Genomic DNA, 19,683 nt, shown 5'->3' with positions numbered 1-19,683 from the left:
TCATCAGATAACAAAGATATGATCTCGCCCACAATATTTTTTATTTTTTGCTGTTTTTTCTTACAACCTCCGCTATTTTTTACTAAATTTCGTCTGAAAACTTACTTTTTATTACAAAAAGACGCACAATTTCAGCGGTATCTAATACCGTTGCAAACTCTCCATGTAAACTCGCTAAAGCGGTATCATGAATAAGTTGCGCAGGAAAGCTTTCTCCATTTACACCTTTTCGATTAAAGGTTGCTGTTGCATCAGCAGCTAAAAACACCTCATAACCATAATTTCCCGCCATTCGAGTTGTAGTTGAAACGCAATGATCGGTCGTTAATCCTGCAATCACAACTTGTTTAATCTGTTGTTTATCTAATAATTGCTTTAACGCCGTACCAATAAAAGCACTATTGACACTTTTCTGAATCACAATCTCATCTGGTTGTGGAGCGACTAAAGATTTAAATTGGTACCCACGATGTGTAGCAAACAAACAAGAATGAGGATTTTGAGAACAATGTTGAATATGAAAAATCGGGTAACCTTGATTACGCCAATGCTGTAACAGTAATGCCGCATTTTCTTCTGCATTTGGATTATTTCTTTCCTCACCCCAATAATCAGGAATATCAAATCCTTGTTGAATATCAATTAAGATTAATGCTGGATTTAAAATATTAGAATGCACACATTCCTCCTAAAATTCACAATATGAAATAAGTTAAACTACAATGTTATCCCTAAATTCTGCAATACTTTCCGATCTAACTGCGGAAACCAAATAACAGGTTCAGGATTTTCAGAATGCTGCCCTAACAACTTTTCCATCCACACCATATTGTACCAAGTGCCAAATTTATAACCACATTTATGAAACTCCCCAACTAAGCGATAACCTAAATGACGATGGAAATCTGCACTATTCTTTGTCAAATATTGATCTTCTTTTTCTGGATAACCGATACAAGCATTTAAATTATAAATATGTTGTGCTTTAGAAATATTCTCAATTACCGTATAAAGTTTCTTACCTAAACCAGATTTTGTTTGCGTTTCTTGCAAATAAATCGTTGTTTCAACTGCCCAATTATAAGCAGCGCGACCGACAAATGCGCTAGTATAAGCATAACCCACAATTTCACCTGATTTTTCTGCCACAATATATGGATATTTGGTTAATGTCTTTTTCATTCTAGCTTGAAATTCCGCTAAACTCGGCACATCATATTCAAATGTAATTGCTGTTTTTTCAACATAAGGGGCATAAATCGCTAAAATTGCTGGTACGTCTTCTAATGTTGCAACACGAATAATAATATCGCTATGGTTATATTGCATTTTCACTTCCTTATTTATGGCTAAAACTACTTGATAATACACATTTTTAAATATCTGAAAAATAAATTTAATGTATGCTTTATTTAGCAACACTTAAAAAGAATGAAATTGCGTTTTCCGCTGTTTTAGTATCTAATGACAAAATTTTTAACTAGATACTTTTGCTAAAAAGGGAAAATTCATGAATATATGGACAACCAAAAGCATTGAATTAGCCAATCAAAGAAATTATCTTGATTTATTGTATAAAGTTTATCCTATGTCGATCAACCTAAGACGAGAAATAACCCAAGAAACAGCAAATAATATAAAGCATTATTTAACCCATCAAGATAAGAAAAATCTACTACTAACACTTCTACAACAGGAGATTTTTCCAATTAAGGATAGTTATGTTGCTTATTTTAAAAGAGATAGATCAGCAATAGAAAGAAATCCAAATACGTTAGATCGTCTTTTTGGCATATTAGTGGATATGGGATTTGATGAAATCATTGATAAAATTAGTGTTCCAAAAGAAACAAACCGACAAATTGGACCTCTATTTAAACGTTGGATAGGAACAGGGGCATTAGGCGCAAAAATCACTGATGATTTTACATACTTTATAAATGCTGATCAAAATATTATCTATAATAGTAGTGATGATCAGATGAAAAACTATGCAAAACAATATTTAGGCTATAACCACGATAAAGGATTGGATTTTATTGCTAAATTTAATAATACTTATATTTTAGCTGAAGCTAAGTTTTTGACTGACTTTGGAGGGCATCAAAATTCGCAATTTAATGACGCTATTGCAACCATGAGATCATCTCTAAATAAAACAGATAAAAAGGTAAAAATTATTTCTATACTTGATGGCGTCCTATATATAACAGGTCATCACAAAATGATGAAAGAATTATGTTCTTTTAGTGATGATGAAGTAGTCATTTCATCTATTCTTTTAAGAGATTATTTATATCAACTATAATTATGGAACTAATATATCAAGGAAAAAAAAGCATAAACGCTATTTTTGATCTTGCCACAAATAATTTACCCTCAACAGCTATTGAGATCCCAAAAGATCATAATTTATTTATTTTTGGGGATAATTTTAAGGCACTATCTATACTATTAAATCACGGTTTAAAAGGTGCGATTGACTTAATTTATATTGATCCTCCGTATAATACTAATCAAATATTTACGGTATCTAATGATGAAAGAGTTAGTACCATCAGTCGATCAAAAGATCATAATGCACTCATCGCATACAATGACAATTATACAATTACAGAATATTTAGAATTTATGCGAGAAAGATTACTACTGATGAAGGAATTACTTTCAGAACAAGGTTCTTTATATGTTCATATAGATAGTAAAATGGGACATTACTTAAAATTAATACTTGATGAAATATTTGGAATAGATAACTTTATTAATGATATATCTAGAATAAAATCTAACCCTAAAAATTTTAAGCGTAGAGCTTATGGAAATGAAAAAGATATTATTCTTTTCTATGCTAAAAATCATAAAAAAAATATTTTTAATAATATCACCGAACCGCTATCTGAAAATGATAAGATCAAAATGTTCCATAAAGTCGATAGTGATGGTCGGAGATATAATACCGTTCCTGTTCATGCGCCAGGTGAAACATTAAATGGTGATACAGGACAAGAATGGAAAGGAATGTTACCACCAAAAGGTAGGCACTGGAGAGCTTCACCAGAAGAGTTAGATAAATTAGACGCACAAAACCTTATTGAATGGTCGAAAAACGGTGTTCCACGTATCAAAAAATTTGCTGATGAACATAAAGGTAAAAAAATCCAAGATATTTGGCGTTTTAAAGATCCTATGTATCCAATATATCCAACGGAAAAAAATGCTGATATGTTAGAAATGCTTATTGCTCAATCATCAAATCAAAATTCTATCGTACTAGATTGTTTTGCTGGTAGTGGTTCTACATTAAAAGCAGCTGAAAAACTAAGCAGAAAATGGATTGGTGTTGATATTTCCCCTATATCATTGAAGGTAATACAAAAAAATCTAGACAAAGCAGATTTCCAATTAATTATGCTAGATTAACTATAATAATATCTATTATATTATGTATTAATAAATAAAGGAGGTGATTTTATTGCCTCCTTTTTGTATTTTATTAGAGCTTACTGAAAACTTTTATTTTATGGACTCTTAAATAGCTTTCACTAATTCTGTTATCAGACGTGGTCCGTGATAAATTAAACCTGAATAGAGTTGCAATAACTCTGCACCAGCAGCTATTTTTTGTTGTGCATCTGCTACACTATCAATTCCACCACTACCAATAATTGGAATATCCCCTTTTAGCTCTTGATATAAGCGTGCAATAATTTTCGTACTGCGTTGTTGTAATGGCTTACCACTTAACCCACCTTGTTGTTCGGCATTCGGTAAGCCACTGACATTATCACGAGATAATGTCGTATTGGTGGCAATTACGCCATCAAATTGATAACGTTTTAAACTATCTGCTATTGCCACTAGTTCCGCTTCTGTGAGATCAGGTGCTATTTTCAACGCAATCGGTACATATTTTTGTTGTTGCTCTGCTAGATGTTGCTGTTTTGCTTTGATGCCTGATAATAGATCTTCTAACAGCTCACCATACTGTAACTGGCGTAATCCTGGAGAATTTGGGGAGGAAATATTTACGGTAATATAGTCGGCATAAGGATAAACTTTTTCTAAACAAAGCAAATAATCCTCTTTGCCTTTTTCCACTGGTGTAAAGGTATTTTTGCCAATATTAATCCCTAATGTACCGTCATAGCGAGATTTCTTAATATTTTCAATAACTTTATCTACACCCTCATTATTAAAGCCATTGCGATTAATAATGCCTTCCGCAGAAATTAAGCGAAATTGGCGAGGTTTAGGGTTACCTAGTTGTGGGAGAGGTGTTACGGTACCAACTTCAATAAAACCAAAACCTAATGCACCGAAACCATCTATTGCTTCGGCATTTTTATCGGCCCCCGCCGCTAATCCTATCGGGTTTTTAAACGTAATCCCCATACATTTTTTTGACGTACCTGTTGTTTGCAAATATTTTTCCAGCAGGCATTTCGCTGGACTTCTTCCTATTTTGCCTAATAGATTAATGGTTAATTCATGTGCCGTTTCGGCTTCTAGTGAAAATAGTGCTTTGCGAATTAAAGCATACATACTCGTTTTACCTCTCTGGATAGTTAACTGTAATTTTATTAATGCCAACAAAACAAAGAGATACCAAATTGGTATCTCTTCTCCTCATTATTGCAATGCTTTTTCAATCTTCTCAAACAAATCTCGAGAAAGATTTTCCACATCTCTTAATCGTTCCAATCCTCGCTTCATTAAAGTTTGACGCTGGCTATCATAACGTGCAAAACGAATTAATGGTTCAATTAAACGCGCTGCAATTTGTGGATTAGAACTATTCAAGCGAATTAAAATATCCACTAAGAAACGATATCCTGAGCCATCAATCATATGGAATGCAGGTAGGTTTTGCCCACAGAAACTGCCCACTAATGCACGCAAACGGTTTGGATTATTGAAATTAAAACTTGGGTGTTCCATTAACTGATTAACCAACCCTAGCACATTCTCATCTGGGCGAGTTGCCTGAATGGCAAACCATTTATCCATCACTAAACCATCATCTTGCCATTTTTGTTCAAAATCAGCTAATAGCCCATCACGACAAGCAAGTTGTGCTTGAGCTGCTAAACTCAATGCTGCCAAGGTATCCGTCATATTATTAGCGTGATTATAATGTTTTGCGACTAAAATATTCCCTAAATCAGTAAAAGCTAAATAGCTTAAACACATATTGTTAAAACTACGCAAGGCAATGCTTTCACGATCAAGTTGATAATTTTCTGTCCGTGTATGGTTATATAGGCGTAAAAAATGATCTTTTAAATGATTTGCGATAGTTTTCTGCATAAAATTACGCACAACACGAATACCTACAGGATCAATCGTTTTAAATAGTTCTGCAAATTCAGTTTCTTTCGGCAAGGTTAAAATCAATGTTGTCAACTCAATATCTTGCTGATAATTTTCTAATAGGTTTTGTAGTGCAGCTAAAAACGCCGAAGATAATTGTAATTCTTGCTGTTGTTGATGATATTGTAAATTTTGTCGCAACTCATTTGCTAATAACATTTGTACCGAATCCCAGCGCACAAAGCCATTTTCGGCAAACTTCATTAAGGTAATTAATTGTTCATTATTATATGGAAAATCTAATTTAACTGGTGCAGAAAACTCACAAAGCAACGCTGGTACTGGTCGCTTATAAATAGGTGAAAATTCAAAAGTTTGCTCATATTGTGTTACATTTAATACATCACTTGCGAATCTTTCACCATTTAATTGTAATTCTTGCTTTGCGCCATCTACATCATACAACGCAACACGTAACGGAATATGCAAATTAACCTTGTCCATTTGATCTTGAGTCGGCGGTGTTATTTGCGCAACCTTTAAACGATAAGTTAACGTATTAGTATCATACTCATCAGTAATTGTTAATTCTGGTGTACCTGATTGACTATACCAACGGCGGAATTGGGTTAAATCGATCCCCGAAGCTCGTTCCATTGCAGATACAAAATCTTCACAAGTTGCAGCCGTACCATCATTTTCAGCAATATAAAGCTTCATTCCTGCTTGGAACTTTTCTTCACCCAATAAGGAATGAATCATACGAATCACTTCTGCCCCTTTCTCATAAACAGTAACCGTATAGAAATTATTCATTTCAATGACTTTTTCTGGGCGGATTGCATGAGCCATTGGACTAGCATCTTCAGCAAATTGTACTGTACGCAAGAGTTTTACATTATTGATCCGATTAACCGTGCGTGAACCCGTATCAGAAGAAAATTCTTGATCACGAAAAACGGTTAGCCCTTCTTTCAAGCTAAGTTGGAACCAATCACGGCAAGTTACACGGTTTCCTGTCCAGTTATGGAAGTATTCATGTGCAATTACACGTTCTATATCAAGATAATCGTTATCTGTTGCAGTTTGTGGATTAGCTAACACAAATTTAGAATTGAAAATATTCAACCCTTTATTTTCCATCGCCCCCATATTGAAGAAATCTACCGCCACAATCATGTAAATATCTAAATCATATTCAAGATCAAAGCGTTCTTCGTCCCATTTCATTGATTTCTTCAAACTTGCCATTGCCCAATCAGCACGATTAAGATTACCTTTATCCACATAAAGTTCTAACGCAACTTCACGCCCACTTTTAGTAATAAAAGTATCTCGTAAAACATCAAAATCGCCTGCGACTAACGCAAAAAGGTAGCTTGGTTTTGGAAATGGATCTTGCCACTCAACCCAGTGATAGCCATTATCTAATTCACCTTGACGAATACGATTCCCATTAGAAAGCAAAAATGGATAACGATTTTTATCTGCAATAATACGAGTGGTATAACGTGCTAATACATCTGGGCGATCCAACATATAAGTAATTTGACGGAAACCTTCTGCTTCACACTGTGTACAAAGCGCTTCGCCAGACTGGTATAACCCTTGCAATGAGGTATTATTAGCTGGCGATAACAGGGTAACGATCTCAAGTTCAAATTTGTCCATATTGAGCTCGGTTAACTCCAACGTTAGACTCTCATTATCTTGTTGATACTGTGTAAAAGCCACATCATTAAGTTTAATAGAGACAAATTGGAAGCTATGCCCATCAAGACGTAGTGTTGTTGCTTCAGGATTAAGTTTATGTACCAACGTTTTTGCAATAACTTTTGTTTGTTTCGCTTCTAGGAAAAATTCAAGAAAAATATCACTAATCGTAAAATCAGGCTGCTTATAATCTTTTCTATATTTAGCTTTTGGTAACATAAATTTGTCCGTCCATAAAACACAAAAAATGAGTGCTAGGATAAAGTTTTCTACATTAAGTTGCAATCAACTTTCCTCTTCTCACTCGGCAAAATTATTTTAAATACGATTCACTCTCTTATAACAGTAAATTTTGCTAACAATTTCTTTTTCCATTCACTGCTGAAATTTACATAAAAATTAACTATTTAATTAATTAAAAAAAATAATTGTTACTCATTGAGAGGTATTTTTATGTAAGTTAGAATTAAAACTGTCTGTTTTTTATAAGGATATATTATGAATAATAAAATAAATGCAATCACACTCACCATTTTCTCTTTTATGCTCAATCTTGCTCATGCAGGCACTGTTACTGATATTAAAGGAAGTTCGACACCGGCTGGTAATGGTCGTTATTTAGACTGGTGGAAAAATAATACTATCACGATGACTGATGCGACCTTCGAAGATTTCAAAGCTTACTATAAGCAACCAACAATGAATACTATCTACATTGGCAGTAATAAGCACACTGGCACACTTACTTTAACGAACTCCAGTATCGTGGGCATTGAAACATTACGCATCGGTCAGCAAGGCAATGGAACTGGTACAGTAATCTTAGATCATTCTTCATTAGGCTCTCCGCAGTCAAATAGTTGGTTAGTTGTTGGTGGTTCAAAATCAGGCTCATTAATTTTAAGAAATGGCAGTAGCGCTAACCTCTGGCGAGCAACTTTTTTTGGCGGCTCAACATTAGATATTAGTGATAGTGAAGTACAAGCAAATGAAGGATTTTTTTTCAATATTGCCAATGGGCAAACAAGTACAGTCAATATAGGTAAAAATGGGATCCTTAATTTAAATAGTACTGGAGCAGAATTGGGTAAATCTGGTCAAGGCAGCGTCAATTTCGCACTCAATGACGGAACAATTAATGCCAATCAAAATATCACCTTATTTAAAGGTTTTAATCATGGCGATAATATACAAGTAAATGGTAATTCAACCATCAATGTTGCTGAGGGAAAAAGTGTTACTGTTCCAGAAAATGCAGTTATTACAGGAGGGGGAACTCCTAATTCTTCTTTCACTAAAGCAGGTTTAGGTACATTAAATCTTAACTCAGCAAGTACATATGAAGGTAACACCATTGTTCATCAAGGTACACTATCACTATCAGCAAAAGGCTCTTTACCAAATAGTAATGTTACTGTGGAAAATAATGCAACGCTTGCAGTGGGAAATAACGACATAAAATTAGGTGCGTTAAATGTTAATGATGGCGGAAGAGTTTCCTTATCGGTGAATAACTCTGGTATAGGTAAAATCCTTGTAAAAAATGATGTCAATATTGATGAAAATGCAGTTTTATTTTTTGATGTAACGAATGCAACGCCAGATGATTTAAATCAATTTATCAAAAATAATACCCACTTTCTCAATTCTGAAAATGGCTCTATCAATGGAAAATTTAGACGCTATGAAGATAACAGTATCTTTTTTACTTTTGTTCCTGTTCAAGATAGTGATAGCTTAGCCTTTATTGCCTATGAACAAGATAAAGCAGCAAAAATGGCTACTATTGCACAAAAATATAACTTAAATAAAACAGTAGGGGCTGCTGCTGTACTGGATAAAATCTTTAACAGAAAACCTGATGGCGATTTAGCGGGGCAATTTTACACAATAGCTTCTGAACAACAAGCTAAAAACGCCCTTATCGAATCATTACCAATGCTATCTGCCACTAGCGCACAAATCCTATCTGATAATATACAAACAATTACCCAGTTCCCTACTCTACAAAAATGTGATGTAAATAAAAATGTTTGGGTAAAAACTTTCAATAATCACATGCGCCAGAACAGTCATCTAGGTGTGAGCGGTTATAAAGGAAATAATTATGGTCTTGCGCTAGGAGTTGAAGCTTGTCATTCAGCTAAGGAAGTTGGATTATTGATGACATATACCACCACCAATATTCATAGTTATCAAACAGTTGCAAAACATTCCCTAAAAGCAAAAACACTCCAATTAGGCACTTATCTAAATAGTGCTATTACCCCACAACTGGCAGTCAATCTAAAAGCGGGTATGGGGTATAGCAACATCGATAGCAGTAGAGCTATCAAATTTGTTAATAGAAAAGCAACAAGTAACTATGAAAGTTATTTTGTTTATGGTGGCGTAGGCAGCGACTTTACTTTTATCGATACAGAAAAATTTAAAATCACGCCATTTATACAATTAAATTATCAATTTATTCAAACTGATTCTTATAAGGAAAAAGGGGCAAAAGAATTAAATATTCATATCAAGAAAAATCATTATCAATCATTAGTAAACTCCATTGGCTTTAACTCCAATGTACAGCTTGAACCACAATTATCTGCAAATGTAAAAATCGCAGCAAATTATCAATTAATGGATAAACAATCTAGTACAACTGCTGCATTTGAGGGGGCAACAGATTTAGACTTTACGATTAAAGGTCCAAGAAAAAACCGTTTGTCAGGTTCAGTAGGGGTTAATTTAAATTATCATCTCACCCCAATGACGAAACTATCCCTTGATTATCAGCTAGTAACCAGTTCAGGTTATACTCAACATACCCCGAGTTTATCATTGAATATGGCATTCTAATGGAGAATAGGATCGATAGTACTGCTTTATGATGATTAATTCATTGAAAAATATAATGTTCTCAGCAGTCATTATTAAAATGACTGCTTATTTTTTTATAATATTTTACTTATCAATTAGAAATGCTATTCTTATGCCCTCAATTCATTAAAAGGATATTATTATGGCACAACCTGAAATCGCGATTGTTATGGGTTCAAAAAGTGATTGGAGTACCATGCAAGAAGCGGCGACTATTCTTGATCAATTACAGATTCCCTACCACGTTGAAATCGTGTCCGCTCACCGCACACCAGATAAATTATTTCAATTTGCAGAAAATGCTCAACAAAATGGTTATAAAGTGATTATTGCAGGTGCAGGTGGTGCTGCACATCTCCCTGGTATGCTTGCTGCGAAGACATTAGTCCCTGTGTTAGGTGTCCCTGTAAAAAGTTCGATCTTAAACGGTGTGGATAGTTTATATTCGATTGTCCAAATGCCAAAAGGAATTCCTGTGGGCACACTTGCGATTGGTTCAGCTGGTGCAGCTAATGCAGGTTTACTTGCAGCGCAGATTCTTGCTGTTTTTAATACGCAATTAAGTAATCGTTTGCGTGAATTCCGTCAGCAGCAAACTGAAGATGTCTTAAATAACCCCGATCCACGATTGATTAATCAATAAATTATGCAAAAAAGTTCTCTTTATCCAACAATTTATGTCTTAGGTAATGGTCAGTTAGGGCGTATGTTACGTTACGCTGGCGCACCATTAGATATTCACGTGGTCCCACTTGCATTTGCTCAATCCCCTTTTAGATTAGATGAAAATGCCGTGATTACCGCTGAAATCGAACGTTGGCCAACCACTGAATTAACAAATTTACTCGCTTCACACCCAAATTTTATTAATCGTAAGATTTTTGCTCGTTTAGCTGACCGTTTAACGCAAAAACAGCTGTTAGATCAACTCAACTTAGCCACTTCGCCTTGGGTACATCTCACAAAAGACACCGTGTGGCAACACGTCTGGCAAAATGTTGCGGAAAAAGTGGTCGTTAAACGCCGCACAGGCGGTTATGATGGGCGTGGGCAATGGATTGTTGATCAACATAACACCGATGTCATTACAGATGATCTGTTTAATGAAACCATTGCCGAAGCTTTTATCCCTTTTGATAGTGAAGTTTCATTAGTTGGCGCTAGATTTGCTGATGGCAGCACTTATTTCTACCCTATTACGCAAAATTTACAGCAGCAAGGTATCTTACGTTATAGTGTTATTGCAAATACAGATCGCCATCAACTACAAACCAAAGCCGAACAAATGTTAGGCAAAATTATGCAGCATCTCGATTATATTGGCGTCATGGCAATGGAATGTTTCGTAGTTGATGGACAGCTATTAATTAATGAACTTGCGCCTCGTGTGCATAACAGTGGGCATTGGACGCAATACGGCGCCAATATCAGCCAATTTGAACTGCATTTACGTGCATTATTAAATTTGCCGACACCGCCACTACAAGCAAGAATGCCAAGCGTTATGGTAAATCTCATTGGCACAGCACATCAGGCTGATTGGCTAGCATTGCCTTATTCTCAACTGCATTGGTATGGTAAAGAGGTTCGTTCAGGTAGGAAATTAGGGCATATCAATATTGCGCATCAACACCCTGACGTATTAATTGATACCTTGACTCAACTTGCGCCGTTATTACCCGAAGATTATCAATCTGGTTTAGCTTGGGCAAAGCAATGTTTAACAAAATAAAGTGATGATTATTCAAGAAATCACTTGTCAAACGCTTTATTTTGACGATATAAATAACAACCTATTTCAAACACAATAAACTTAGAGGAATGTTCAATGTTTAAACATATTGAAGCCGCACCCGCCGATCCTATTCTTGGTTTAGGTGAAGCATTTAAAGCTGAAACTCGTACAAATAAAGTTAATTTAGGTATTGGGGTCTATAAAGATGCTAATGGGCAAACTCCAATTATCAAAGCCGTTAAAGAAGCAGAAAAATACCTCCTTGCTAATGAAAATACAAAAAACTATCTTGGCATTGATGGTATTGCTGAATTTAACAGTCAAACTCAAGCCTTACTTTTTGGTGCAGACCACGACATTATCAAAAATAAACGAGCAAAAACGGCACAAAGCCTTGGGGGAACAGGGGCATTACGCATCGCAGCTGAATTCATCAAACGTCAAACTTCTGCTAAAAACGTGTGGATCAGCGCACCTACTTGGCCTAATCACAATGCTATTTTTAAAGCTGTGGGTATGAATATTTGTGATTATCGTTATTACAATAAAGCAACTCATGGTTTAGACTGGGAAGGTATGTTAGCAGATTTAGCCAACGCACAAGCAGGTGATGTAGTGTTATTCCACGGCTGCTGCCATAACCCAACTGGGATTGACCCAACCCCAGAACAATGGGCAACCCTAGCAAAAATGTCCGCAGAAAAAGGCTGGTTACCATTATTTGACTTTGCTTACCAAGGATTTGCTAACGGCTTAGAAGAAGATGCGGTTGGATTACGCACTTTTGCGGCAAATCATCAAGAATTATTAATTGCAAGTTCATACTCAAAAAACTTTGGCTTATATAATGAACGTGTTGGGGCATTCACGTTAGTCGCTGCTGATGAAGAAATTGCAACTCGTGCATTTAGCCAAGTAAAAACCATTATTCGTACGCTTTACTCTAACCCTGCATCACACGGTGCAAGTGCTGTTGCAACAGTATTAGCTGATCCTGAACTAAAAGCACAATGGGTGGCAGAATTAGATGAAATGCGTGCAAGAATCAAAACAATGCGACAAAAATTTGTTGAATTGTTGGCAAAATATGGTGCAAAACAAGATTTTGATTTCATCATTCAACAAAATGGTATGTTCTCATTCAGTGGTTTAAGCCCAGAACAAGTCGATCGCTTAAAAGAAGAATTTGCGATTTATGCCGTGCGTTCAGGTCGTATCAATGTTGCAGGAATTACAGAACAAAATATTGATTATCTCTGTGAAAGTATTGTAAAAGTACTGTAATTCATAATAAATATTTACTGGATTTTGTAGCCAGTGGTTAAAATAAATTATCTATTTCAATGTCGGATACAACGTTATCCGACATTTTTCATTTCCTATCAACTACTATTATTTTCAGCGTCGGTAATACGTATCAACCGCCCAAAACAGCTTCATTATATTAACTAAAACTCCTCTACCACAAACTCAAACCAATCAATGACATCTTCTTCATGAACACTATCACGAATAAACACATTGGCTTTCTTCATCGCACTTTGATCACCAATCAATAATGGGTGCCACTCTGGTAGCGGTTTACCCTCAGATAACAAGCGATAAGCACAAGTTTTGGGTAGCCAAGAAAATTGAGGTAAATTTTTCTTCGTCAATTTAGTGCAATCAGGCATTAATTTAAACCGTTGTGGATAGTTACTACACCGCCCTGTTTCCAACTCTAATAAATCACAGGCAATACGAGTGAAATATAAACGTTCTCGTTTTCCTCGTCCTTCAATAAACTTACGATAGCAACATTTTCCACAGCCATCACATAATGCTTCCCATTCAGTTTCACTCATTTCTTGTAGGCTTTTTTCTTGCCAAAATTGTGTAGTAAACACCTTATTTTCCATTGAATACCCTCTAAAATATTATGCTTATTATTAATTTTTAATCTGATAACAAACAACATTTAACTTTAAAAAAAATTTAACCAATTTTTAACTTAAAAAATAATATTTTCTCTAATTTTTTATTAATTTTTTTAGTTTTTATCTAAAAGATGAATTTTTTCATTAAATAAATTATTTGCCATTTGACGCAGATATACGTTTTTTGCTATATCTAATCTCACTTGGAAGTGATTATAAGGAAAAGGTATGATCGAACAATATTCTGCAATGCGCAACAATATTAATATGCTTGGGCATCTCCTTGGAGAAACGATTAGTGATGCACAAGGAAATGATATTCTACAACTTATTGAAAATATTCGTATTTTATCTAAAAGTTCTCGTGCAGGTGATGATCAAGCTCGCCAACAATTATTAAATACTTTACAAACTATCTCACCAGAAAATATTATCCCTGTTGCTCGCGCTTTCAGCCAATTTTTGAATCTCACCAATATTGCAGAACAGTATCAAACGATCTCTCGCCATCATACTGATGAAGTGATGTCAGAACGCTCTATTACTGCATTATTAACTCGTTTGAAAGCGGATCCAACTATTTCTAAACAACAAATTATTGATACAGTACAACAATTATTAATTGAATTAGTATTAACCGCACACCCAACGGAAGTAACACGCCGTTCTCTAGTACATAAATATGTTGAAATTAATAATAACTTAGAAAAATTAGAAAATGCAGACTTAACTGAAAAAGAGCGCCAACAAATTCAACGCCGTCTATTACAATTAATTGCTCAGGCATGGCATACCAATGAAATTCGTACTCAACGTCCTACTCCATTTGAAGAAGCAAAATGGGGATTTGCTGTTATCGAAAATAGCTTATGGTCAGCTGTACCTCAATTTTTACGTCAATTAAATGATGATCTTGAGGAGCATTGCCAATTCCAACTTCCTGTTGATTTAGCACCTGTACGATTCTCTTCGTGGATGGGAGGAGATCGTGATGGAAATCCATTTGTTACCGCCAAAATAACCCAACAAGTATTATATTTAGCTCGTTGGAAAGCTGCAGAACTCTTTTTAAGCGATATTCAACAACTGTCTGATGAACTCTCAATGATCGAATGTTCTGCTGAGTTTAAAGCAAAATATGGCGATCATGCCGAGCCTTATCGCATAGTTGTAAAAAGACTCCGCACTAAATTAAATAATACTTTAAATTATTTTGATGACAAATTAGCTGATCGGACACCAATTATCGCAGAAAGTGAAATTATTACGCATGACGATCAATTATGGCAGCCACTTTTTGACTGTTATCAGTCTTTATCAGCTTGTGGTATGCGGATTATTGCCAATGGATTATTATTAGATTGTTTACGACGCATTCGTTGTTTTGGGGTAACTTTATCACGTTTAGATATTCGTCAAGAAAGTACCCGCCACCAACAAGCGATTGCCGAAATTACACGCTATATTGGTGTTGGAGATTATGCTCAATGGAGTGAGGAAGATAAACAAGCTTTTTTAATCCGTGAATTAAGTTCTCGTCGCCCATTAGTTCCTCAAGATTGGCAACCATCAGAAGACACTAAAGAGATAATTGAAACCTGTAAAGTTATTGCACAACAACCTAAAGGGATTATTTCTTGTTATATCATCTCTATGGCACGCACCGCATCTGACGTATTAGCGGTTCATCTCTTATTAAAAGAGGCTGGTATTAACTATACGTTACCCGTTGTTCCCCTCTTTGAAACGTTAGATGACCTTGATAATGCAGAACGTGTGATGCAACAACTTTTCAATATAGATTGGTATCGTGGCATCATTAATAATCAACAAATGATTATGATTGGTTACTCAGATTCGGCTAAAGATGCAGGAATGTTGGCAGCATCATGGGCACAATATCGTGCACAAGAAGCCTTAGTTAAGCTTTGTGAGCAACGTAACATTAATCTTACATTATTCCATGGACGTGGTGGAACGATTGGACGTGGTGGTGCACCCGCACACGCAGCCTTACTCTCTCAGCCACCAAAATCATTAAAAAATGGTTTACGAGTTACTGAACAAGGCGAAATGATTCGTTTTAAACTTGGCTTACCTGAAGTGGCGGTACAAAGCTTAGATCTCTATGCCAGTGCAATTCTTGAAGCCAATCTCCTACCACCACCAGAACCAAAGCAAACTTGGCGTGAAATTATGGATAAACTATCTACAATCTCTTGTGAGATTTATCGTCAAGTAGTGCGCGGAAATGAAGATTTTGTACCTTATTTCCGTGCAGCTACACCAGAACAGGAACTATCTCGTTTACCATTAGGATCTCGCCCAGCAAAACGTAATCCAAAAGGTGGTGTAAAAAGTTTGCGTGCAATTCCTTGGATTTTTGCATGGATGCAAAACCGTTTGATGTTGCCCGCTTGGTTGGGTGTTGGTGCTTCATTACGTAAACTGTTTGCACAAGGTCAACGCAGTACCGTAGAAGAAATGTGTAAATCGTGGCCGTTCTTCTCAACTCGTATCGGTATGATTGAAATGGTTTTTAGCAAAACTGACTTATGGCTAGCAGAATATTATGATCAACGTTTAGTGCCTGAACAATTATGGTCATTAGGTCAATCTTTGCGAGAACAGTTAACGACAGATATTCAAACCCTATTATCATTATCACATAAAGATAAACTCATGGCAGATTTACCTTGGGTTGCTGAATCAATCAAACTACGTAATATTTACACCGATCCTTTAAACCTGCTACAAGTAGAATTGTTGCATCGTTTACGTAATGGTGAAACAGATCCTGCATTAGAGCAAGCTTTGATGATTACCATTACAGGAATTGCAGCGGGAATGCGTAATACGGGTTAATTTATTATGTCTCCTACATGACTATTTCAACGATGTAGGAGACATAAGCAACAATATCACTTTCTTGACGGCAAAATTCTACATAATCCACATAAAATTCAGTAAAATAACGCCTCACTTTTTTGCGTTATTGAGATTATGGCACTATCACATACAATTTTATCCATTTTGGCTCATCAAGCCGCTACAGGCTATGACATCAGTAAAAAATTTTCACAAAGTTATGGCTTAATCTGGCAAGCTACACATCAACAGGTCTATCGAGAATTAAATCAGTTAGAAAAACAAGGATTAATCTCTTTTTCTTTGCAATTTCAACAAGGAAAACCTGATCGCAAAGAGTATCAATTAACTGATGCAGGTGCTGTACAATTAGAAAAATGGTTATTAGAAAGTACACTCACTCATGGTATTTTACGTGATGAATTTATCTCTCGCATTTTAGCAGCCATAAAATGCAAGCCAAAACTCGCCTTTGCAGCAGTGAAGAAACGTGAACAAGATCATCAACAAGCTATTAAGAAAATGCAGCAATTAATGCTAGAATTACATCAACTTAAAATCAAAACTTATTACGATGAATTGATGATTTTATTATTAAAACGAAGTATCCGCCACGAACAAGTAAGTTTACAGTGGTTAGAAGAAGATTTATTCCCCATGCTACAACAAATTGTTCAAGAGTAAATTAGGAAAAACACAATATTATGAGCACTATGCAGAAAAAATTAGATCCAGATACTGCCATTGATATGGCTTACGATATTTTCCTTGAAATGGCACCAGAACATCTCGATCCAGCAGATATTATGCTATTTAATTTGCAATTTGAAGATCGTGGTGCGGTTGAAATGGTCGAAACGAGTGAAGATTGGGAAAATGAAATTGGTACATTAATCGATCCCGATGAGTTTGCCGAAGTTTGGATTGGCTTAATTAATGATCAAGATGAAATGAATGATGTCTTTGCCAAAGTCTTAATTTCACATCAAGAAGAAGACCGTCAATATCATATTATATGGAAAGAGTGATACAACTTTCTTTTTATCACTAACACGAAATTCTTTGTAGCTAAAAAACTGCCCTCTACAAACATTACAATGTTGCAGAGGGCAAAAATTATAAATAATTTTATTGTGCCATTTTCTTTGCCGTATGCAAAAATCCTTGAGCTGAGGTATAAATATCTGCTTTACCTTGTGCAGCAAGAATGAGATCGACAATTTCACGAAATGCCCCTTTACCGCCTTGTGCTTGGGTAACAAAATCAACTTTTTCTTTGATATAGGCTTGTGCTTCAGCAACTGTTGCTGTTACCCCACAGACCGCAAAAGCTGGTAAATCGACACTATCATCACCGATATATAATGTTTCTTCAGCAGTAACACCTGCTTGTTCAATTAATGATAAACAAGCACTCTCTTTCTCCAATTTTCCTAATAAAAATAAGGAAATACCTAAATCTTCAATTCGTTTCCGCAACACCAATGAATCTCGCCCAGAAAGTACCGCAACTTGTACGCCACTTTCTAATAACATTCTAGTTCCCAAGCCATCACGGGCATTAAATACTTTGAATGCCTCACCATTTTCACCATAGTACAGTGAACCATCTGTTAATACGCCATCTACATCGGTAATAACTAATTTAATCTTGGCTAATTTTTCTTTCATCTCTTATCCTTAGCTTGAAAATTCATATAAACCAACAACTTGCGATTCATCATTTACCACAATCAATGAGTGGATCTTGTATTGACGCATATAATCTTCCGCTTGTCCCAAATAGCTATTTTGGTTGATTGTTTTTGGTTGCGTTGTCATAAAATCTTGTGCTTGTTTTTGTAAAACCGCTTCACCATAACGGCTCATAGCTCGGCGAATATCCCCATCAGTAATAATCCCTTGTAATTGTCCTTTATCCATAATAATAGCAACGCCCATACGACCTTCGTTCATTACGGTTAAACAATCAAGAAATGCGGTTTCCGCTGTTGCCACAGGTAATTTCGTCTGCATCTTATCACGTACTTTACATAACAAACGACGCCCTAAACTGCCACCTGGGTGGAATTTTGCAAAGTCTTCTGCTTGGAAATGACGTGCTTTAATTAAGGATACGGCTAAGGCATCACCTAACGCCATTGTAACTAATACTGATGTGGTTGGTGCAAGATTATTCGGACAAACTTCTCGCTCTACACTAATATCCAACACATAATCTGCATATTTCGCTAATGTAGAATTTAAATTCCCTGTCATTGCAATAATCTTATTGCCAAAATTTTTCAAACTTGGGATCAACTTGATGACATCATCGGTTTCACCACTATAAGAAATCAGCAATACCATATCAATTGGTTTAAGCATTCCCAAATCACCATGAAAGGCTTCTGTTGGGTGCAAAAAGAAACTTGGCGTCCCCGTCGAAGCAAACGTTGCGACCATTTTTTTCCCCACAATCCCCGACTTCCCAATACCACCAATGACTAAACGCCCTTCACACTGCAAAATTGCTTCAACAATATCGCCAAAATTTTCTGGTAATTGCTGTTGTAAACGTGCTAAAGCCTGTTGTTCCACACTAAGCGTTTCTTGTGCAATTTGTCGATAATCCATACGCTGATTCCTTATACATTTATCCCAAACGGCTGGTATTCTAATCATTAATACATAGAAATGCTAATCATAGAGATGATTTTATCCAAAAAATCCGTTATACTGCGCGCCGAGTTAGCTAGACAATCGCTGGTTTATTGAAGCCCTCAACCGCGTAAGCGACCTAGGGGACAAGTAAACGAGAGGAAAGTCCGAGCTACACAGGGCAGGGTGCCGGATAACGTCCGGGAGGTGTGAGCCTACGACCAGTGCAACAGAGAGCAAACCGCCGATGGCTCGTAAGAGATCAGGTAAGGGTGAAAGGGTGCGGTAAGAGCGCACCGCATGATTGGTAACAATTCATGGCACGGTAAACTCCACCCGTAGCAAGACCAAATAGGAATCCAATGCGTGGCCCGTGCAGGATTCGGGTAGGTTGCTTGAGCATTTGTGTAAATAAATGCCTAGATGAATGATTGTCCACGACAGAACTCGGCTTATCGGCTAACTCATTTTTCTTAATTTATCCGTTCAGATTTTCCTCAATCGCACAGTAAAAATTGAAGCTACCTCACAAAAATATTCCCCTCTTTACCAATTTACGTTCATTTTGTTTATAGTAAAAATATCTAAAAACACCTCGTTGTTTTGAGTTAAACAAATACTCATTTTCACTAA

At 36.0% G+C, this 19,683-nt stretch carries 16 protein-coding genes and 1 other RNA gene; 10 read left to right on the top strand and 7 right to left on the bottom strand.

Translation table 11 applies throughout. The features are described 5' to 3' along the window. Positions 1 to 82 precede the first annotated feature (82 nt). Both ACFFHK_RS01430 and ACFFHK_RS01425 read right to left on the bottom strand, forming a co-directional pair. Positions 83 to 679 (bottom strand): cysteine hydrolase family protein, encoded by a 597-nt coding sequence (locus ACFFHK_RS01430; RefSeq protein WP_382368197.1) that lies wholly within the window; start codon positions 677 to 679, stop codon positions 83 to 85. A 38-nt stretch (positions 680 to 717) separates the two neighbouring features. Next, positions 718 to 1,329 (bottom strand): GNAT family N-acetyltransferase, encoded by a 612-nt coding sequence (locus ACFFHK_RS01425; RefSeq protein ID WP_382368194.1) that lies wholly within the window; start codon positions 1,327 to 1,329, stop codon positions 718 to 720. Positions 1,330 to 1,510: 181 nt separating this feature from the next. Between ACFFHK_RS01425 and ACFFHK_RS01420 the strand changes: the two genes are divergently transcribed. Further along, positions 1,511 to 2,308, top strand: coding sequence for a hypothetical protein (locus ACFFHK_RS01420; protein ID WP_382368191.1), 798 nt, complete (start codon positions 1,511 to 1,513; stop codon positions 2,306 to 2,308). Between the two features lie 2 nt (positions 2,309 to 2,310). Next, positions 2,311 to 3,420 (top strand): site-specific DNA-methyltransferase, encoded by a 1,110-nt coding sequence (locus ACFFHK_RS01415; protein ID WP_382368188.1) that lies wholly within the window; start codon positions 2,311 to 2,313, stop codon positions 3,418 to 3,420. A 108-nt stretch (positions 3,421 to 3,528) separates the two neighbouring features. On the opposite strand, the gene pyrD is transcribed toward ACFFHK_RS01415, so the two are convergent. Together pyrD and pepN are read right to left on the bottom strand one after the other, a co-directional pair. Then, entirely contained in the window at positions 3,529 to 4,542 is a 1,014-nt protein-coding gene (gene pyrD, locus ACFFHK_RS01410; RefSeq protein ID WP_382368185.1) for a quinone-dependent dihydroorotate dehydrogenase, read from the bottom strand. 87 nt (positions 4,543 to 4,629) lie between these two features. Further along, positions 4,630 to 7,242, bottom strand: a complete 2,613-nt coding sequence (gene pepN / locus ACFFHK_RS01405) for an aminopeptidase N (protein ID WP_382368182.1) — start codon at positions 7,240 to 7,242, stop codon at positions 4,630 to 4,632. 279 nt (positions 7,243 to 7,521) lie between these two features. Here pepN and ACFFHK_RS01400 point away from each other — a divergent pair, with 279 nt between their 5' ends. The 4 genes from ACFFHK_RS01400 to ACFFHK_RS01385 all read left to right on the top strand — a co-directional run bounded on the left by ACFFHK_RS01400 (position 7,522) and on the right by ACFFHK_RS01385 (position 12,910). Further along, entirely contained in the window at positions 7,522 to 9,870 is a 2,349-nt protein-coding gene (locus ACFFHK_RS01400; protein ID WP_382368179.1) for an autotransporter family protein, read from the top strand. Positions 9,871 to 10,033: 163 nt separating this feature from the next. Then, positions 10,034 to 10,534, top strand: a complete 501-nt coding sequence (purE, locus tag ACFFHK_RS01395) for a 5-(carboxyamino)imidazole ribonucleotide mutase (protein ID WP_382368176.1) — start codon at positions 10,034 to 10,036, stop codon at positions 10,532 to 10,534. Positions 10,535 to 10,537: 3 nt separating this feature from the next. Then, a complete protein-coding gene (gene purK / locus ACFFHK_RS01390; RefSeq protein ID WP_382368173.1) occupies positions 10,538 to 11,623 on the top strand; it encodes a 5-(carboxyamino)imidazole ribonucleotide synthase in 1,086 nt (361 codons plus the stop codon). Positions 11,624 to 11,719: 96 nt separating this feature from the next. Then, positions 11,720 to 12,910, top strand: coding sequence for an amino acid aminotransferase (locus ACFFHK_RS01385; RefSeq protein ID WP_382368170.1), 1,191 nt, complete (start codon positions 11,720 to 11,722; stop codon positions 12,908 to 12,910). Between the two features lie 164 nt (positions 12,911 to 13,074). On the opposite strand, the gene ACFFHK_RS01380 is transcribed toward ACFFHK_RS01385, so the two are convergent. After that, a complete protein-coding gene (locus ACFFHK_RS01380; protein ID WP_382368167.1) occupies positions 13,075 to 13,524 on the bottom strand; it encodes a YcgN family cysteine cluster protein in 450 nt (149 codons plus the stop codon). A gap of 246 nt (positions 13,525 to 13,770) precedes the next feature. On the opposite strand from ACFFHK_RS01380, the gene ppc reads away from it, so the two are divergent. The 3 genes from ppc to ACFFHK_RS01365 all read left to right on the top strand — a co-directional run bounded on the left by ppc (position 13,771) and on the right by ACFFHK_RS01365 (position 17,438). Continuing rightward, positions 13,771 to 16,407, top strand: a complete 2,637-nt coding sequence (gene ppc / locus ACFFHK_RS01375) for a phosphoenolpyruvate carboxylase (protein ID WP_382368164.1) — start codon at positions 13,771 to 13,773, stop codon at positions 16,405 to 16,407. Positions 16,408 to 16,545: 138 nt separating this feature from the next. Next, the gene (locus ACFFHK_RS01370; RefSeq protein ID WP_382368161.1) at positions 16,546 to 17,094 is read left to right on the top strand and encodes a PadR family transcriptional regulator; all 549 of its coding nucleotides are present in this window, start codon (positions 16,546 to 16,548) and stop codon (positions 17,092 to 17,094) included. Positions 17,095 to 17,114: 20 nt separating this feature from the next. Continuing rightward, positions 17,115 to 17,438, top strand: a complete 324-nt coding sequence (locus ACFFHK_RS01365) for an HI1450 family dsDNA-mimic protein (RefSeq protein ID WP_382368158.1) — start codon at positions 17,115 to 17,117, stop codon at positions 17,436 to 17,438. Positions 17,439 to 17,538: 100 nt separating this feature from the next. Here ACFFHK_RS01365 and ACFFHK_RS01360 read toward each other — a convergent pair whose 3' ends face one another. Continuing rightward, positions 17,539 to 18,081 carry a KdsC family phosphatase gene (locus ACFFHK_RS01360; protein WP_382368155.1) on the bottom strand — a complete coding sequence of 181 codons (543 nt, stop codon included), beginning with the start codon at positions 18,079 to 18,081 and terminating at the stop codon, positions 17,539 to 17,541. Positions 18,082 to 18,090: 9 nt separating this feature from the next. Next, complete coding sequence (locus ACFFHK_RS01355; RefSeq protein WP_382368152.1) at positions 18,091 to 19,026, bottom strand: KpsF/GutQ family sugar isomerase; 936 nt, start codon at positions 19,024 to 19,026, stop codon at positions 18,091 to 18,093. Between the two features lie 110 nt (positions 19,027 to 19,136). On the opposite strand from ACFFHK_RS01355, the gene rnpB reads away from it, so the two are divergent. After that, positions 19,137 to 19,521: RNase P RNA component class A (rnpB, locus tag ACFFHK_RS01350), an RNA gene on the top strand. Positions 19,522 to 19,683: the final 162 nt, after the last annotated feature.

Origin of the sequence: Gallibacterium trehalosifermentans, assembly GCF_042433055.1 — a bacterium.
GTDB classification, from domain to species: Bacteria; Pseudomonadota; Gammaproteobacteria; order Enterobacterales; family Pasteurellaceae; genus Gallibacterium; species Gallibacterium trehalosifermentans.
This window is presented reverse-complemented; position numbering and strand designations above follow the sequence as displayed.

Coding starts and splice junctions, on each gene's coding strand:
- ACFFHK_RS01425 (WP_382368194.1), bottom strand. CDS start 1,329: ATGCAATATAACCATAGCGATATTATTATTCGTGTTGCAACATTAGAA.
- ACFFHK_RS01420 (WP_382368191.1), top strand. CDS start 1,511: ATGAATATATGGACAACCAAAAGCATTGAATTAGCCAATCAAAGAAAT.
- ACFFHK_RS01415 (WP_382368188.1), top strand. CDS start 2,311: ATGGAACTAATATATCAAGGAAAAAAAAGCATAAACGCTATTTTTGAT.
- pyrD (WP_382368185.1), bottom strand. CDS start 4,542: ATGTATGCTTTAATTCGCAAAGCACTATTTTCACTAGAAGCCGAAACG.
- pepN (WP_382368182.1), bottom strand. CDS start 7,242: ATGTTACCAAAAGCTAAATATAGAAAAGATTATAAGCAGCCTGATTTT.
- ACFFHK_RS01400 (WP_382368179.1), top strand. CDS start 7,522: ATGAATAATAAAATAAATGCAATCACACTCACCATTTTCTCTTTTATG.
- purE (WP_382368176.1), top strand. CDS start 10,034: ATGGCACAACCTGAAATCGCGATTGTTATGGGTTCAAAAAGTGATTGG.
- purK (WP_382368173.1), top strand. CDS start 10,538: ATGCAAAAAAGTTCTCTTTATCCAACAATTTATGTCTTAGGTAATGGT.
- ACFFHK_RS01385 (WP_382368170.1), top strand. CDS start 11,720: ATGTTTAAACATATTGAAGCCGCACCCGCCGATCCTATTCTTGGTTTA.
- ACFFHK_RS01380 (WP_382368167.1), bottom strand. CDS start 13,524: ATGGAAAATAAGGTGTTTACTACACAATTTTGGCAAGAAAAAAGCCTA.
- ppc (WP_382368164.1), top strand. CDS start 13,771: ATGATCGAACAATATTCTGCAATGCGCAACAATATTAATATGCTTGGG.
- ACFFHK_RS01370 (WP_382368161.1), top strand. CDS start 16,546: ATGGCACTATCACATACAATTTTATCCATTTTGGCTCATCAAGCCGCT.
- ACFFHK_RS01365 (WP_382368158.1), top strand. CDS start 17,115: ATGAGCACTATGCAGAAAAAATTAGATCCAGATACTGCCATTGATATG.
- ACFFHK_RS01360 (WP_382368155.1), bottom strand. CDS start 18,081: ATGAAAGAAAAATTAGCCAAGATTAAATTAGTTATTACCGATGTAGAT.
- ACFFHK_RS01355 (WP_382368152.1), bottom strand. CDS start 19,026: ATGGATTATCGACAAATTGCACAAGAAACGCTTAGTGTGGAACAACAG.